The organism is Streptomyces viridochromogenes (genome assembly GCF_001270495.1).
Classification (GTDB): Bacteria; Actinomycetota; Actinomycetes; order Streptomycetales; family Streptomycetaceae; genus Streptomyces; species Streptomyces viridochromogenes_A.
In genome coordinates, this window is sequence record NZ_LGUR01000247.1 from 1 (window position 1) to 15,404 (window position 15,404).

The window sequence follows — 15,404 nt, forward strand, 5'->3', positions numbered from 1 at the left end:
ACAACGGGCCTGGGCGGGGTTCCCTCCTCGGTCGGACAGCTCCGCCGTACCAGGGTTCCGGGCGCGGTGTCCTGGCTCGCGCAGCGACCGCGCAGCGGCCCGGCCTGGACGCCGTGCCCGGGTTCCTGGTACGCCCCCTGGGGTGTCCGGCCGAGGAGGGAACCCCGCCTTCACCCGCACCACAACGCTCCCGCACCCAACCAACAAGCCCCCACCCCTCCGAGAGAGGACCCGCCGGAGGCACGAGAGTTGTAAGGCCAGCCCGGAGATAAAGACACGGTGGCTTTGATCGGTGCGGGCACGGCCACGGTCAGCCGGTGCAGCAGATCACCGGGGGCTCCGACCCTAGCCGTAGACCAGCGACCACGGCCGCGGGGAATCGTTCGGGGAATTACTTGTTTTGCGATCGGAAGCGGTTGAGTATGGCGGTTGCACAGAGGCCCGGCATTCCGACGGCGGCGGTCGACAGGAAATGCCCCTAGGTGGGATGTGAATTAGGCATGATGTCGGCGCCATCGGCTGCGAGTGTCAACGCTGCGGAGCCTCTCGTTTCGCCGGTCAATTCACACAACGAATGGGACCCGCTGGAGGAGATCATCGTCGGGCGTCTCGATGCCGCGACGATCCCGTGCAAGCATCCGGTCGTGGCGTGCAACTTGCCACCGTGGGCGGCGCGGTTGCAGGGGCTGGCCGCCGGCTTCAGGTATCCGCGCGTGCTGATCGAGCGGGCGCAGCATGAGCTCGATGGGTTCATTGCTCTTCTGCAGTCTCTCGGCATCACGGTCAGGCGCCCGGAGGCGGTCAACCACAGGCGACGCTTCGGCACCCCCGGCTGGTCGTCGCGCGGTTTTTGCAACACCTGTCCGCGGGACAGCCTGCTCGTGATCGGCGACGAGATCATCGAGACCCCGATGGCATGGCCGTGCCGGTATTTCGAGACTCACTCCTATCGCCCGATCCTCAAGGACTACTTCCGGCGCGGCGCGCGCTGGACAGCGGCTCCCAAGCCGCAACTCACCGACGAACTGTTCGAGGCGGACTTCCGCATCCCCGAGCCCGACGAGCCTGTGCGTCACATCCTCACCGAGTTCGAGCCGGTCTTCGACGCGGCGGATTTCGTGCGCGCGGGACGCGACCTCTTCGTGACGCGGAGCAATGTCACCAACCGAATGGGCATCGACTGGTTGCGCCGCCATCTCGGACCCGGCTATCGCATCCACGAGATCGAGAGCCGCTGCCGCACGCCCATGCACATCGACACGACGTTCGTGCCGCTCGCGCCCGGCAAGGTCCTGGTCAATCCCGAATACGTCAACGTCGACCGGCTGCCCGACATCCTCGACTCGTGGGACGTCCTGGTCGCTCCCGAGCCCGACCCGATCGACGATCGCCTGCTCAGGATCACCTCGATGTGCGGCAAATGGCTCAGCATGAATGTGCTCATGATCGACGAGAAACGGGTGATCGCTGAGCGGCACCACACCGGCATGCTGCGCGCGCTTGAGAAATGGGGGTTCGAGCCGATCCCGTGCAACCTGTTGCACTACGCGCCGTTCGGCGGCTCATTCCACTGCGCGACCCTCGACATCCGCCGGCGCGGCACGCTCGAATCGTACTTCCGCTGATCGGCCCACCGATCGTACGCACCAAAGAGCGGGCGAGGTCAACGGTTCAGCAGCGGGAGGCATCGTGCAGGTCCGGGCGTCGCTCCCAGAAGACAGCCGGGCGTCTGAAGTGAGCACGAGCCAGAAGGTCTGCTCGACGACGTAGCAGAGCCTGCCCAGCCTCTTGACGATGGGGGCGCTTGCGGGAGATCACCAACATGATGCGGCGCCTGCGCATTTCGCGGCCGCGAAAGCACCTTCCGTAGGCAGCGCGCAGCTGGCAGGGCCGGAATCTGGCGTGCCACCGTCCCGCCGACACGCCACGACCTCCCAGACCCCCGGCGGGCGGTCGCCCCCCTGACTCAGAACGCCCGTGGGGACATCACCGTCTCCGCTCCGGCGATCACGGCGGTACAGCGGGGCGCGCCGGGCCCGGGCGTGATGCGTACGGTCACCGGCAGTGGAGGATCGGCGGGGAGTTCGCCGGTGAGGATCAGGGGCCGGCTCCCATGGACCTCTGCACGACCGGTTTCCTTGCCGTCGACCAGCAGCTCGACCGCTCCACGGTGGCCGCCATGGATGTTCACAGTCACCGAGTGCCCCCTGGCGTCAAGGTGGAAATGGTGAGTCGGCGCCATCACAAGTCTCCCTGGGGCATCTGCAGCCTCTACCCGAAGCATGCCCCCGCTCGCTCGCCGCCGCCCGTGCTGAGGGGTGCGGCTGGTGGAGCCCAGCCTGCTCCGCAGGCGTCTTCTGCCCCTGATGTCGCCCAGTGCAGTGAAATGCCGCAGACTCGCGTATAGGGCCCGTATAGGTGTGGGCTGCGGAGTGGGTGACCGGTTGTGCTTGAGGTCCCGTTGTGGCTGTGGGGAGCGTTCGCCGCGACTGTGGTGGTGTCGCTGGCCGTGGACCTCCTCGCCCACCGCACCGCGCATGTCATCGGGTTCAAGGAAGCCGCCGCCTGGAGTGCCCTGTGGGTGGGCCTCGCCTTGATCTTCGCCGCCGTGGTCTTCCTCGTTCTCGGCGCGACAGCTGGCACCGAGTACACCACGGCATGGCTGCTGGAGAAGAGTCTGTCGGTGGACAACCTCTTTGTCTTCGCCGTGATCTTCGCCTACTTCAAGGTGCCCCGTGCCTATCAGCACAGGGTCCTGTTCTTCGGCGTGATGGGCGCTCTGGTCTTCCGCGGGATCTTCCTCTCCCTCGGTGTCGCCGTCGTCAGCCGTTTCACCGCGGTGCTGTTCGCCTTCGCCGCCGTTCTCTTCTACAGCACCTACAAGCTCCTCAAGGACGAGGAGGAGAGCTTCGACCCCGGCAAGAGCTTCGCCCTGCGGATGCTCCGCAAGATCATTCCGGTTCGGGACGAGTACGCGGGCATGAAGTTCTTCGTCAAAGAGGCCGGCAAGCGCGTGGCCACCCCACTCCTCGCGGTGGTCGCCGCGATCGAGGCAGCAGACCTGATCTTCGCCGTCGACAGTGTCCCCGCCGTCCTCGCCGTCAGCGACGACGCCTTCATCGTCTACACCAGCAACGCGTTCGCCATCCTCGGCCTGCGCGCCCTGTACTTCATGCTCGCGGGCCTGCTGGACCGCTTCCACTACCTGAACAAGGGCCTCGCGATCATCCTGGCCTTCATCGGCGTCAAGCTCATCCTCCAGGCATCCCACAAGCTGATCAGCCCCAGCATCCCGGAAATCCCCTCACCGATCAGCCTCGCGGTCATCGTCGTCGTACTTGCCGCATCCGTCGTACTCAGCCTGCGGCGACCCGCCCCGCTCCACCTGCCCCCCGCCGCTCAGGAGGAGAAGCCGCCCGCCCCATCAGGCACAGCCACCACGAACCCCGGGCCCACCGGCGCACATGCTGAGCAGGACCAGCAGCCTGATGATCCACCCCGACCGGCGCACTGACCAGCGCCGCACCATGGGCGGCAGTCGGCCCGACCCCTTCTCCGACCACAGAGCCTATTGTTAAAGAATGAGCAAAGCCGAGCATGAAACCGGCCCCCAGGGGACGCCTGTGTGCCCGGTCTGCAAGCAGCCCCTGGAGATGACCATCAAGAGACGGCACAAGACGCTCGGAATCTTCGTGCCCGTCTGGGGCCCGCGCCCCTGCCACAACCCCGAGTGCCCCGAATACCTGGAAAAGCCGGAACTCAACAGCCCCCAGGACCTCTGAAGACACGCACACAACCGTTGCGCAACAGGGCGACCCAGACGTGATCCTGGCTGCCACCGGGGCGGGCGGCGTCATGGCCATGACGTTACTAGCCGCCCTAAATGTAGAAAACGCACTTAGATCCCATTCATGGTGAATGTGGGTGTGATTGGTGTATACCCGGATACTCGTGCGGAATGGTACGGACGTTGAAACGGCATGGAAGGCACCGCGGGCATGTCGCGGCGGACCGGGAGGCTGAGACCGCGCGGGCACCACAGGCCGGGCCGGACGAGCAGGTGGAGCAGCGGGCGCCGGACACTCCGACGGATCTGCCCAAGCGCTCCTGGGGGGCGGTGCTGAAAGGCACGTTGAAGGAGTTCAAGAAGGACGAGCTGACCGACCGGGCCGCGGCATTGACCTACTACAGCATCCTGGCGCTTTTCCCGGCACTGCTGGCGCTGATCTCGCTGCTCGGGGTCGTCGGGCAGTCGGCGACGCAGCAGGTGCTGGACAACATCCAGAGGCTCGCCCCGGGAGCAGCTCAGGACGTTCTGCGCAACGCGGTGCAGCAGATGCAGGGCCAGGCCGGGCTCGGCTCGGTCATGGCGATCGTGGGTCTGGTGCTGGCGGTGTGGTCGGCTTCGGGCTATGTCGCCGCGTTCATCAGGAGTGCGAACGCGGTCTACGACGTCCCCGAGGGCCGTCCGGTGTGGAAGGTGCTGCCGGTCCGCGTCGGTGTGACCGTGGTCCTGATGGTCCTGGCCGTGGTCAGTGCGGTGATCGTCGTGTTCACCGGAGGTCTGGCCAAACAGGTGGGCACCGCACTGGGCGTCGGCGATACGGCGCTGACGGTGTGGTCGATCGCGAAGTGGCCGGTGCTGGTCCTCCTGGTCACGTTCATGATCGCGATTCTGTACTGGGCGACGCCGAACGCGAGGGTGCGCGGCTTTCGCTGGATCACGCCGGGCAGTTTCCTGGCGCTGGTGATCTGGATGATCGCCTCGGCGGGGTTCGCGCTGTACGTGGCGAACTTCGCCTCGTACAACAAGACCTACGGCACGTTCGCCGGCGTGATCATTTTCCTGGTGTGGCTGTGGATCACGAATCTGGCGATCCTGCTCGGCTTGGAGTTCGACGCGGAGCTGGCCCGCCAGCGTGCCGTCGCAGGCGGTCACCCGGCCGGCGAGGAGCCGTACGTCGAGCCGCGCGACACCCGCAAGTGGGACGAAGAGGACCAGCGCCGTCTTGAATCCTGAGGTCTCGGATCACCGCTGTCGTTGCGAAGGCTCAGCGGCGCGCGGAGCCGACGCGATCCCGGTTGCGGTGTGAGAGGGCTTCGGACGGGAAGTCGGCTGGTCATGGGAACGATGGCGGATCTACGCGACGGGGATCGCCAACTGGCCAGGAGAGTGATCGCGCGAGGGCCGTCGTGGGTGCGGCGGGTCGCGCCCGCGGTGGAGGAAGCGGCCGAGCACACCAAGGTCTGGTGGGCTGCGGCCTTGGGGATGGCCGCCTACGGCGGATGGCGCGGGCGGACAGCCGCCGCCGCTGGGGTTGCGGCCATGACAACGGCTGAGTTGTTCTCCAACGGGGTCGCCAAGCAGCTGTACCAGCGTCGCCGCCCGCCGCCGGAATGGGTCCCGCCGGAAGATCTTCAAGACCGCCCGGACAGCTCCTCCTTCCCCTCCGGGCACACAGCCGCCGCCGTCGCCTTCACGGGCGCCGTCGCACCTGTGTGGCCAGCTGCCGGTGTCATTTGCGGGCTGTCGGCGGTGATGGTGGCGGCGCAGCGGCTGCACAGCGGCGCGCACTACCCCTTGGACGTGGCCGCCGGCGGCGCGATCGGGCTGGCAGCGGCCACCTTGATACGGGCCGCACCCCATCTACTGCGGCGACGTCTGCTCTGACAGGCGGTGATGCGTCGTTGCGGGGTACTCGGGGACCCGGTCAAAGCGGGGAAGGAGACATCGCTGCTTGGTCGTCATCGACAGGCGGGGCACTGGCGAGAGCCATGAACGCCACCGCGCATCCCGGCAACGCCGACGAAGGACAGGTGAGCACTCATGACAGCAGACGGCTCCCCCCGCACAAGCGGCGGAGCGCAGGAACCGGTAGGTGAGCTCGTCCAGCGCGCGTCGCAGCAGCTGACGCAGCTGGTCCGCGACGAAATGCGCCTGGCGCAGGCGGAGATGACCGAGAAGGGCAAGAGGTTCGGCAAGGGCGGCGGCCTGTTCGGCGGCGCGGGCCTGATGGGCGTCCTCACCCTGCAGGCACTCGTGGCGACCGTGATCGCCGCGCTGTCCCTGGCGATGGACGTGTGGGTGGCGGCGCTGATCGTCACCGGCGTCCTGGCCGCCGTCACCGCCCTGATGGCCGCTCTCGGCAAGCAGCAGATCAGCCAGGCATCCCCGCCGACGCCCGAGCAGACCATGGACAGCGTCAAGGCCGATGTGGCAGAGATCAAGGAGAAGGCACAGCGATGACCCAGGACAAGCCGCACACCGGCGACGAGGCCACACCCTCTCCGGAGGAACTGCGCGAGCAGGTCGAGGCGACCCGCGAGGAACTCGGCGAGACCGTCGAGGCGCTCGCGGCCAAGACCGATGTGAAGACCCGCGCCCACGAGAAGACGACCGCCGTCAAACAGCAGGTTGCCGAGAAGACCACCCAGGTCAGCGCCCAGGTGCGGGACAAGGCAACGCACGCCGCCCATGTGGTGCAGGACAAAACACCGGAGCCGGTGCGCACCAAGACCGCCGCGGCCACCGGACAGATCCGCGACAAGGCCGTGCACGTCGGAGAACTGGCCCGCGAGAAGGCTCCGGAGCCGGTACGCGAGAAGGCCGACCAGGGCATGCGCATGGCACGGGCCAACCGCACACCGCTGCTCGCCGCTGCAGGCGCGCTCATCGCGCTGCTGCTCGTACGTCGTGCCAGGAGGCGGCGATGAAAGGCTCGAAGATCGCCTACAAGCCGGTCGGTCTGGCCCTCGGAGCGGTCAGCGGCGTGGTGGCTGGCGGGGTCTTCAAGCAGGTCTGGAAGAAGCTCGGGCACGAAGAGGACGCCCCCGACGCCACCGACGAGGAGCGCACCTGGCGCGAGGTCCTGTCGGCAGCGGTCCTCCAGGGCGCGATCTTCGCCGGTGTCAAAGCCGCCGTCGACCGCGGCGGCGCCGCCGCAACCCGCCGCCTGACCGGCACCTGGCCCGGCTGACCGCTCCGGTCGGTGTCCGTCACCTGGACGGACGTCGGCGGGTCGTCGTGAGCGGTGACTGTGTCACCTTCCGTGGATGGCGTTTCGACTGAGCTCGGTCGGGTGGCTCATGCTGAGTGCGGTCGCCCGAGCCGCCCCGTGGCTGATCACGCGGCGTGCAGGGCCTCCGCCGGTCGACGACGAAGCCATCCTCGTCGATCTGGCCCGTGTCCCCGCGCAAGTCGACCAGATCGTCTTCACGGTCAACTCCTTCACCGGCCAGACCTTCGCCGAAGTGCAGAACGCCTTCTGCCGCCTGGTCGACGAGGCCACGGCAGCCGAACTGGCCGCTGCACCCTCACCGGAGGCGGCAAGCACACCGCTCAGATCATGGCCATGGTCCACCGCACCAGCGGGGCATGGCAGATGAAGGGCATCGGCGAACCCGCCACCGGCCGCACCTTCAAGGACCTGCTGCCGTCCATCGCAGCGCACCTGTAGACCAGGGCACGCCGCACGTTCAACAGCCACGATCCGTTCCGCGGAGAACCGAGATCACCGACCCGGCACAGCGATACCGGGACGTCCCCGCCTCTCCCCATGCGCTCGGCCGTACCCGGCCCGCATGGCGGCTACCGGGAGCCTGGCGTACAGCGAGGGCGACAAGGTCCGCGTCGTCTCCCCAGAGTCCGAACTGTCTCAGTCCGTCTCTTCGATCGGCGAATACAACCGTGGCGAAGGAACGGTAGCTGCCTCGAAACAGGTGATCCCCTGGACGCTGAACTATCGCCTCCTCATCGGTTCGAGATGTCCGCGGACCTGTGCCTACGGTGCGCGCGATGAGCAGAGATTTCGAACAAAATTGGGGGCTCGGGTGAGTACGACTCCGGCAGCATCGGTGAGCGCGGCAGAGCTTCGGCGGCGGGTTCGCGCTGTCGAAGCCCTCCAAGCGAAGACCCGGGAGATGGCCGCGGCGAACGTGCTGACCACGCGCGAGGCCGCGGTGAAGGCGGCACGGGCGAAGGACGAGGCCGATGTTGCGGCGCGGGAGGCCGCCGCGGTCGTCCTGCGGTTGTTCGACAACGACGCGGAGCTGGTCGCGGACCTGCTGGGTGTTCCGGCGGAGGAATTGGAACGTGAGGCGAAGCCTGTTACCGCCGCTCGTGCCAAGGAGGTCATCGAGGCGCTGCGCGCCCGCGCCGAACGCCCGTCGCGCTCCCGCCGGGCCCCTAGGTCTGGGGCAGAGGCGTCGCCCCCGTCGCCTCCGGCCTCCGACGTTCCGGTCCGGGTCTCCGCCCCGGACGACGGCCGGGCTGATGCCGCCTGAGAACGACTTCGGGCCCGGACTCTTCCCGCTCTCAGCGGTGAACGGGTGCGGGCCCGCTCCCGTTGACGAACAACTTGCTCTTATCGGCGAACCAACTCCCGTACGCATACCGGCGGTTGAATGGACCAACTGGCTGGCAGACGAGTCCGTTCGAGCGCGCTACTGGGCCAAGGTCTACCGCACCGAATCCGCTGACGACTGCTGGTTCTTCTTCGGCGGGATCTCCAGCACAGGCCATGCCAGTTTCAGGGCGGCCTCGCGGCCGGGCAGGACGCGACGCGGCACAGTACCGGGCCACCTGTACGGGTATCAGCTCGCCCACGGCGTCATCCCTCGCCTCGGGTGGGGGACCGACAGCCCGACCGTCTGCCACACCTGCGACAACCACTCCTGCCAGCAGCCCACGCACCTCCGACTGGGCACAGCGGCGGAGAACCGGGCCGAATGGCTGGCCCGCCGCAGAGATCCGGGCAGCCCCCTCGCCGACCTTCGCGGCCCCGCCGGACGCTCCCGTGCGATCGGCGGCGCCATCCGGGCCGGCCTTATCCTCGGCGAGTCCGTTACTGAGATCGCCCGCCGCATCCGCATTGCAGCGGAAGTTGGCAGACCACTGAGCCTTTGGTGATCGACGGTGGGTTGACGGGCCCGTAGGCGCCTCCGCGCATGGCGTCCAATGCCGCGCTCACCCCGCCGGGCGCAGCGAAGCCGACGTATGGCAGGACCGCATGCCAGCGGCGATCGATTCACTCATTGCCGCGATGAGTGAAGTCGTTGATCATGCGTCGGTTTCCGTGGTAATGCTGAAGACAAGCCGGTACTCACGCGGACTGGTGTGGCTTGCTGACGGCTCTGAACGCGGCGATCCTCGAACTGGCGGGGTGGGTCCACCCTGGATGTGGGCCCACCTCGTCCCCGGTTGAATTGGTCGGTCAAAACTTCCGGCCCCTGGACGATGCCGGTGACCTCTTCGCGGGAGTTGTTGCCTTCGCCTTTGCCGCCGCAGTCTCTGGGGAGAAGCCAGCGGCCTTGAGGATGTCCATCGCATCGAAGATGGACTGCAACTGCTTGGTCAGCAGTGTCACTGTGAGGAGTTCCTGAGCCTCGGGCGGCAGTTCCTTCAGCGAGCACTTGTAGATGCGCACGGCCTGCCGATACAAGGACTGCATGCGCTCGGCCGCGTAGGCGGTGCACTTGTCGGCGTCAAGGGTGACCGTGTAGTGGCTGCGGTACCGGACGAAGCTCTTCTTCTCGGCTTCGCACTTGACGTCTCGGATCCAGCTCTTGCCGCGCTCGAACTGGCTCCTGGTGTTCCGGCCGATGGCCCGCTCAGGGGGGAGGCCGTCCTCGCCGGCCTTGGCCACCCGGCCCCAGATGTCCTCACCGCTGTCGTGCGCCGCCTGGCGGCGCGTGGTCGTCATGATTACTCGCCTTCTTCGCCCTCCATCAGGCGCGCGAGCGCCTTGTCCGGGTCGGTCTTTCCGGTCTTGATGGCGGTCTCGCACCAGTCGAGCAGCATGCGCGCCTTGTGCACGTTGTCGAGGACCGCCTGCTTGGTCTCCTCGGTGTAGTCCTGAGTGTGGACCTCGGGGATGATCCGCTGGAGCGAGACGGAGAACGAGGCGAACGCCCCGATCAGCCGCAGGATCTCCATCGGGGCCTCGGTGTATTGGACGCCGAGAGGAGTGGCTTCCTCCTCGAACTCCTCTTCCACCTCCACGGCGTCGCCGGCTGAGGCCAGCTCGGCTTCGGTTTCCGCGGCCTCTTCGACCTGGCGCCAGTGCTCGTACTGAGCCTCGCGCATCAGGTTTCGGGCACGTTGGTCGGATGCGAGACGGGCCCGGACGTCCGGACGTCCGAGCATCTCGGTGACTGCCTTGGCCGCGTCTTCATCTGTGTGAAGCAGGCGCCGGGTGTGGGCAAGACGCTCTTCCTGGTTGGTCGGCGTCCCGACGGCGCGGTGCGCGACCTTCTGGGCCTCGTTCACCGTCCAGCGGTGCTCCTTGGTGAACGGGTCATAGGGGTCCTTACGGATCAAGATGTACCGGCTCCGGACGTAGGCCAAGGTTGCGTGTACCCCGAAGCTGACATCCCCCCGGCGTTTCGCCTTCGGCCACTGCCGTGCGACGTCGTAGTAGCCGCGCAGGGTCTCCGGATTGGCACCAATCTGATGCGCCAGGACCTTGATCACCTGGTTCACCTCGCCGTGTCCGCGGCTGTGCCCTTCAAGAGCGTCGATGACGAGATCGCCGAGAGCCCACTGGATTCCGGACTTCTGCTTCATCAGCTTCTGCCCGCGGCGGACAATCTTCGTCCACTCGGCCTTGGTATAGCCGGTAGGAACAGTCAGGGTCGTCACGAGGAGCCTCCTCGCTTGTCGAGCATCAGGCCGTGCATACCCATACACGGTGCTACTGCATCTCCACGACCAACTTACGCCGTTTCATGGGATAATGTCTGGTGCTGTAGATCGATGCAGCGCTCGCCCGCACGGCAAGTTCTGCGGCGGGCTCGCAGGGAGTGCGAGATGTCCCACCGGAGCTACCCCTCCGACTACTCCAACGAAGAACGTGCCTCGCTGGTCGCTCGGGGTCGCCTATTGGTAGCGCTGCGCAATCACGCCCAGCGTCAACTCGGCTGGCGCGTACTGGACCTGATCACCTTCCACGGACGCGACAGCCTCCAGCGCTTCGCTGAGGATCTCGGCGTGACGCCCAGTACCCTGATCAAGTACGCGGACTCAGCCGCACAGTCATCACTCCGCCGAGGCGATCTCTCCGGACCGGGAGAGATCGGGCAGCCATGACGAAGCGCAAACTCGTCCCCTCGGTCTGGCACGACCAGTACTTATCGGGGGACTGCGCCTATCTGCTCGGACTCCGCCGAACTGCATCTGACCTGTATAGATGAGTCATGGTTGGTTCTGGTCGTTCCTCGTCCTCGCTCGGTGTCTGGTGTCCTGAGCGTGTCCAGAGCCCCGGCAGCAGGCCCTGGTCGTCCGCCAGAGAGGCGAAGGACCAGGGCCCCGTCTCTGCCGTGATCTAACACTGCGGCTTCCATACCGGGCACTCATGGGTGATCAGTCCCAGACGATTGAGCAGTGCCTGAAGGATGGAGCCGATGCCGAGAAGGTCCCTACCACCATGGGTGGGCGGCGGCGGGCAATTCTCCGGAGTGCAGGGCGGCTCAGGCGGGCAGATGTCCGGCGGGCAGGGCGGGCAGGTCTCCGGGGTCGGGCAGGGCTCGCCGGCGGCGGCAGCGGGCGCGCTGGCCAGGAGGGCACCGGACGCCAGAAGCAGGGCAGCCGCCGAACGAGCGGCGCGGGAGGACAAGGTCATGTGTCACCTCGTTGATCGCGTGCGTCTGTATCGCAACGCTTGCATGGAGTGACGAATAGCGCGCTTGGGGTGAGTCCAACCGAGCCATGAGGCCCCCAGAGGGAAGGCGTAGCGTTGGATATGTCAGGGGCACCTGCGCGGGGCCTGCCGCCTTCGAGCACGCTTCCTCGAAGGCTCTGTTTCACGGCGCCCTTGTTGATTCCGCGGACCTGCACTTCAGTGGTGCCACCAGGACGGCGTTCCGTCCGATACTCAGCAGCCTTCGCAGTAATGCGGTCAGACTCGAATTCCCATGTCCATCGTCCAGTCACGGGGCGTGCCCCCATGGCCAGCGTTTCCGTAGGTCATGGGGGCTCCCGACAAGTGGAGCCTAGGGGAGTCGAACCCCGCGCCTCACTTGACAGAAGACATATAGAGGCCCCGTACGCCCGGCGAGCAGTGTCGCGTCGCACGTGGCCGCCCCGAGAAGCTCGTCGGGTCGTCGCCGCACCCCGTCATCCAGGCAGCTGGAGGTAGGCCGGTGCCAGAAGGTGAAACGCACAGACAGTCACAGAGAGTTATCACCATCAGGCCAAGCCGACAGCACAAAACTCCCCGGCCGCACCCTCACCACAGGGGGTTTCCAGGGAGTTCGAGTACGAATCCAGGGAGTTTTCAGGGAGTTTCAGCGCGGGACGGGCCGGGACGCGGAGGGCTTTCGATTCCGCACAACAGTGCAGGTCATCGCACTAACTCGCGAAGATCTCCGCAAGTCGGCGACTCTTCGGCTGCCAGAAGACCGTCAACCGCATGCGTCCAGTATCCCGCCCCTGAGAGTGGGCCTGCGCCGGGACCGCTTGCCGAGACCGCTTTCCGCCCTACGGTCTGTCGCATGCCCGAAACCGGAGCTTCCCCACTCCCCCCGACGCCCCCGGCACACTCCCCGCTCTTCCGCGCCGAGCAGTTCGTCTGGCTCACCGCGCGCGTGCTCGAACAGCGCCTCTTCGCGTACCACTTCCTGGACGGCGCCGCCGACGCGGTGGAGACCGCGCTGGACGCTTACCGCAACGAGGACGGCGGGTACGGCCACGCTCTGGAACCGGACCTGCGCGGTCCGGTCAGCCGGCCGGGGCACGCCTGTCGCGCACTCCACGTCCTGGACGCCGTCGAACGCTGCGGCGGACAGCGCGTGGACCGCGTGTGCCGCTACCTCACCTCGGTCTCCACCCCGGACGGCGCCCTTCCAGCGATCGACCCCGGCCGGCGCGGCTATCCGGCGGCCCCCTCCATCCCGATCGTGGAAGGCGCTACCAGCTCGCTCCTGGCCACCGGGCCGGTGGTCGGTCTGCTGCACCGCAACGAGGTGTGGCACGCGTGGCTGTTCCGGGCCACGGACTTCTGCTGGCAGGCGGTCGAGTCCCTGGAGAAGTCCCATCCGTACGAGATCGAGGCCGCCGTGGCCTTCCTGGACTCCGCTCCGGACCGCCCGCGCGCGGAGGCAGCAGCCGACCGTCTCGGCCGCCTGGTACGCGAACAGGGCCTTGCGGCGCTGGACCCGGACAACCTCGACGCGTATCCGGTCTCCCCCGGCTACGGCCCCGACGAGCACCACTTCCCGCACGACTACGCGAGGACGCCGCGCTCCCTCGCACGCACGTGGTTCACGGACGAAGAGATGAGCCGCTCCCTCGACCACCTCGTCGGCGAGCAGCAGGAGGACGGCGGCTGGCCGATCCGGGGGCGTCAGTGGGCGCCGGGCACCGCCCTGGAGGCGCGCCCCATGGCGACGATCGAGGCCTTGCGCACGCTCCGCGCGTACGGCCGCCGGATCGGCTGACGAGCCTCACCCACCCAGGGCGCGCACCCCTGCCGTCACCACCACGGCGGCCGCGACGACAACCAGGAACGGGGCCCGCAGGACGAGCGCCACAGCAGCCGCGGCAACCCCTGCCACCCTCGCGTCCAGCACCAGCTCGTGCCCGTTCCCGAACGTCTGCTGAGCCGTGAGGGCGGCGAGGAGGGCAACGGGCAGCAGGGCGGCAAGACGCCGTACGAGAGGCCTCTCCAGGACGCCCGCGGGCACGAGCAGCCCGATGAGTTTGACGCCGTAGCAGCCGAGAGCGGTGACGCCGATCGCGATCCAGGTACTCACCGCTCCCCCTCTCGTACGGCTCCCTCGCGACGCCCCCGCGCCCACAGCACGACCGGCGCCGCGAGGGCGGCCACCAGAACGGGCACACCAGCAGGCAGCACGGGCAACAACCCGAGCCCCAGCACCACGGCAAGGCCGGCGACAGCACGCTCGGTAGCGGACTTCAGCATCGGCGCGAGCAACGCCAGGAAGACAGCGGGCCCGGCCGCATCGAGCCCCCAGGCATTGGTGTCGCCCATGGCCTCCGCCCCGAGGGCGCCGAGCAATGTGGTGAGGTTCCACAACACGTACAGACTGAGCCCGGTCACCGCGAACCCGATCCGCGCGCCGCGCCGCGTGGGCTGCGCCAGCGCGACGGCCGCGGTCTCGTCGATCACCCATTGCGCGGCGAACGGCCGCACCGCGCGCGTGAGGCGCAGCAACTGTGACAGCCGCAGCCCGTAGAAGGCGTTGCGCACCCCCAGGAAGAAAGCACCAGCGGCCGCGGTCAACGGACTGCCGCCCGCCGCGAGCGCCCCCACAAGCGCGAACTGCGACGCTCCCGTGAACACCAGCAAGCTGAGCGCACAGGTCTGCAGAAGCGTGAGCCCGCTGCCCGCCGACGTCACCCCGAAGGCGAACCCGGACAGTCCGACGGCGACGCCGACGCCGAGAGCGTCCCGTACGACAAGGGCATCGGGCTTGCCTCTGTCCACATGGAGGTCTTCGAGAGCTTTCTGTTCTGCCACGCCTGCGACGCTAGGCCGACCCCTGGCGCGCGTCTTGTACGTTCTTGCGCTCGCGCTGGTAGGCCCCCGGAGGAACGCCCACGATCCGCGTGAAGTGCCGATTCAGATGCGGCTGATCGGTGAACCCCACGGCAACGGCTGCCTCCGCCGGCGAAACCCCCGCGTCCAACAGCCGTCGCGCCTCCCGCACCCGCGCATCGGTCAACCAGGTGTGTGGCGGCATTCCATACAGATCCCGAAACGCCCGCAGCAAGGCGAACGGACTGCTGTCGAGACCAAGAGCCAGCGTCTCCAGACTCGGCGGCTCGGCCATCCGCCCTTCCAGCACCTCACGCGCGCGTGCGGCAACCTGAGCCCCCGCCGTCCGCACCTCCCGCTGCGGCAGCGTCCCACCGTTCAACCGCAGCAGCCGGGTCACAGCAACCCGAAGCAGCGTGTCGGCGGCCAACGCGTTGCCCTCATCAGCGGCACGGAGCACTTGATGCACCAGGCCCACGGTGTACGGGTCGTCCACCACCGGCCTGACAAACCCCGGTGTCCCTCGGATCACGGTGGTCTCGGCCGCGATCTCGGCCACCACCGCCGACGACGGGTACACGGCCCCGTACCGCCACCCTTCAGGAACTCCCGCCCGCCCGGTATGCGGCGTATCCGGATTGACCAACGCGAGAGCACCGGCCCCCGCGTACTGATCGGCCCCCCGATGGTGAAAGACCTCCACACCATCCGCGATGGCAGCGATCACAAAGCTCTCATGCGTATGCCGCACAAAGGTCTTGCGTATGTACCGCGCCCGCAGCAGATCAACACCGGGCAACTCGGCATACCGCCAATGCCGCGCCCGCTCGCCTGAACCTGCCATACCCCCATTTTCACTACGCCGGTGACAGCTGCTGGGCGGCGCACCCCCGCCGAAGCCGCACAGGC

At 67.5% G+C, this 15,404-nt stretch carries 16 protein-coding genes and 1 pseudogene; 11 read left to right on the forward strand and 6 right to left on the reverse strand.

Going from position 1 to position 15,404, the window contains the following annotated elements; translation table 11 throughout:
- Positions 1-500 precede the first annotated feature (500 nt).
- A complete protein-coding gene (locus tag ADK36_RS39325) occupies positions 501-1,625 on the forward strand; it encodes an amidinotransferase (protein ID WP_053201030.1) in 1,125 nt (374 codons plus the stop codon).
- A 341-nt stretch (positions 1,626-1,966) separates the two neighbouring features.
- On the opposite strand, the gene ADK36_RS39330 is transcribed toward ADK36_RS39325, so the two are convergent.
- Complete coding sequence (locus tag ADK36_RS39330) at positions 1,967-2,197, reverse strand: hypothetical protein (RefSeq protein WP_234330047.1); 231 nt, start codon at positions 2,195-2,197, stop codon at positions 1,967-1,969.
- 249 nt (positions 2,198-2,446) lie between these two features.
- Here ADK36_RS39330 and ADK36_RS39335 point away from each other — a divergent pair, with 249 nt between their 5' ends.
- From ADK36_RS39335 to ADK36_RS39375, 9 genes and pseudogenes are all read left to right on the forward strand, one after another.
- Positions 2,447-3,514 carry a TerC family protein gene (locus ADK36_RS39335; protein WP_053201034.1) on the forward strand — a complete coding sequence of 356 codons (1,068 nt, stop codon included), beginning with the start codon at positions 2,447-2,449 and terminating at the stop codon, positions 3,512-3,514.
- Between the two features lie 67 nt (positions 3,515-3,581).
- Positions 3,582-3,782 carry a hypothetical protein gene (locus ADK36_RS39340; protein WP_053201036.1) on the forward strand — a complete coding sequence of 67 codons (201 nt, stop codon included), beginning with the start codon at positions 3,582-3,584 and terminating at the stop codon, positions 3,780-3,782.
- 176 nt (positions 3,783-3,958) lie between these two features.
- A complete protein-coding gene (locus tag ADK36_RS39345; protein ID WP_053201038.1) occupies positions 3,959-5,020 on the forward strand; it encodes a YihY/virulence factor BrkB family protein in 1,062 nt (353 codons plus the stop codon).
- A gap of 111 nt (positions 5,021-5,131) precedes the next feature.
- A complete protein-coding gene (locus ADK36_RS39350; RefSeq protein ID WP_107086955.1) occupies positions 5,132-5,671 on the forward strand; it encodes a phosphatase PAP2 family protein in 540 nt (179 codons plus the stop codon).
- Positions 5,672-5,827: 156 nt separating this feature from the next.
- Positions 5,828-6,247 (forward strand): phage holin family protein, encoded by a 420-nt coding sequence (locus tag ADK36_RS39355; protein ID WP_053201042.1) that lies wholly within the window; start codon positions 5,828-5,830, stop codon positions 6,245-6,247.
- Positions 6,244-6,714 carry a DUF3618 domain-containing protein gene (locus ADK36_RS39360; protein WP_053201043.1) on the forward strand — a complete coding sequence of 157 codons (471 nt, stop codon included), beginning with the start codon at positions 6,244-6,246 and terminating at the stop codon, positions 6,712-6,714. The genes ADK36_RS39355 and ADK36_RS39360 overlap by 4 nt, the downstream gene beginning before the upstream one ends.
- On the forward strand, positions 6,711-6,977 hold the full coding sequence (locus ADK36_RS39365) for a DUF4235 domain-containing protein (RefSeq protein WP_053201045.1): 267 nt from the start codon (positions 6,711-6,713) through the stop codon (positions 6,975-6,977). Before ADK36_RS39360 ends, ADK36_RS39365 begins: the two co-directional genes overlap by 4 nt.
- A 175-nt stretch (positions 6,978-7,152) precedes the next feature.
- Positions 7,153-7,457, forward strand: a pseudogene (locus tag ADK36_RS39370) (TerD family protein); the annotation flags it as partial.
- Between the two features lie 463 nt (positions 7,458-7,920).
- The gene (locus ADK36_RS39375; RefSeq protein ID WP_053201048.1) at positions 7,921-8,283 is read left to right on the forward strand and encodes a hypothetical protein; all 363 of its coding nucleotides are present in this window, start codon (positions 7,921-7,923) and stop codon (positions 8,281-8,283) included.
- 929 nt (positions 8,284-9,212) lie between these two features.
- Here the strand turns inward: ADK36_RS39375 and ADK36_RS39380 are convergent.
- Positions 9,213-9,701, reverse strand: a complete 489-nt coding sequence (locus tag ADK36_RS39380; protein WP_053201050.1) for a hypothetical protein — start codon at positions 9,699-9,701, stop codon at positions 9,213-9,215.
- A 2-nt stretch (positions 9,702-9,703) separates the two neighbouring features.
- The gene (locus ADK36_RS39385) at positions 9,704-10,639 is read right to left on the reverse strand and encodes a DUF6192 family protein (protein WP_053201053.1); all 936 of its coding nucleotides are present in this window, start codon (positions 10,637-10,639) and stop codon (positions 9,704-9,706) included.
- Positions 10,640-12,489: 1,850 nt separating this feature from the next.
- Between ADK36_RS39385 and ADK36_RS39395 the strand changes: the two genes are divergently transcribed.
- The gene (locus tag ADK36_RS39395; protein ID WP_053201057.1) at positions 12,490-13,434 is read left to right on the forward strand and encodes a hypothetical protein; all 945 of its coding nucleotides are present in this window, start codon (positions 12,490-12,492) and stop codon (positions 13,432-13,434) included.
- A gap of 6 nt (positions 13,435-13,440) precedes the next feature.
- On the opposite strand, the gene ADK36_RS39400 is transcribed toward ADK36_RS39395, so the two are convergent.
- From ADK36_RS39400 to ADK36_RS39410, 3 genes are read right to left on the reverse strand one after another with little or no spacing between them, the layout of a single operon-like run.
- A complete protein-coding gene (locus ADK36_RS39400; RefSeq protein WP_048580326.1) occupies positions 13,441-13,749 on the reverse strand; it encodes an AzlD domain-containing protein in 309 nt (102 codons plus the stop codon).
- A complete protein-coding gene (locus ADK36_RS39405) occupies positions 13,746-14,477 on the reverse strand; it encodes an AzlC family ABC transporter permease (RefSeq protein ID WP_048580327.1) in 732 nt (243 codons plus the stop codon). Before ADK36_RS39405 ends, ADK36_RS39400 begins: the two co-directional genes overlap by 4 nt.
- Before the next feature lie 10 nt (positions 14,478-14,487).
- Complete coding sequence (locus ADK36_RS39410) at positions 14,488-15,339, reverse strand: AraC family transcriptional regulator (RefSeq protein WP_053201059.1); 852 nt, start codon at positions 15,337-15,339, stop codon at positions 14,488-14,490.
- Between the last annotated feature and the right edge of the window lie 65 nt (positions 15,340-15,404).

Bases quoted from the DNA above. Each gene is read 5' to 3' on its own strand.
- ADK36_RS39375 (WP_053201048.1), top strand. From the start codon at position 7,921: ATGGCCGCGGCGAACGTGCTGACCACGCGCGAGGCCGCGGTGAAGGCG.
- ADK36_RS39350 (WP_107086955.1), top strand. From the start codon at position 5,132: ATGGCGGATCTACGCGACGGGGATCGCCAACTGGCCAGGAGAGTGATC.
- ADK36_RS39360 (WP_053201043.1), top strand. From the start codon at position 6,244: ATGACCCAGGACAAGCCGCACACCGGCGACGAGGCCACACCCTCTCCG.
- ADK36_RS39355 (WP_053201042.1), top strand. From the start codon at position 5,828: ATGACAGCAGACGGCTCCCCCCGCACAAGCGGCGGAGCGCAGGAACCG.
- ADK36_RS39410 (WP_053201059.1), bottom strand. From the start codon at position 15,339: ATGGCAGGTTCAGGCGAGCGGGCGCGGCATTGGCGGTATGCCGAGTTG.
- ADK36_RS39340 (WP_053201036.1), top strand. From the start codon at position 3,582: ATGAGCAAAGCCGAGCATGAAACCGGCCCCCAGGGGACGCCTGTGTGC.
- ADK36_RS39365 (WP_053201045.1), top strand. From the start codon at position 6,711: ATGAAAGGCTCGAAGATCGCCTACAAGCCGGTCGGTCTGGCCCTCGGA.
- ADK36_RS39395 (WP_053201057.1), top strand. From the start codon at position 12,490: ATGCCCGAAACCGGAGCTTCCCCACTCCCCCCGACGCCCCCGGCACAC.
- ADK36_RS39325 (WP_053201030.1), top strand. From the start codon at position 501: ATGATGTCGGCGCCATCGGCTGCGAGTGTCAACGCTGCGGAGCCTCTC.
- ADK36_RS39345 (WP_053201038.1), top strand. From the start codon at position 3,959: ATGGTACGGACGTTGAAACGGCATGGAAGGCACCGCGGGCATGTCGCG.
- ADK36_RS39380 (WP_053201050.1), bottom strand. From the start codon at position 9,701: ATGACGACCACGCGCCGCCAGGCGGCGCACGACAGCGGTGAGGACATC.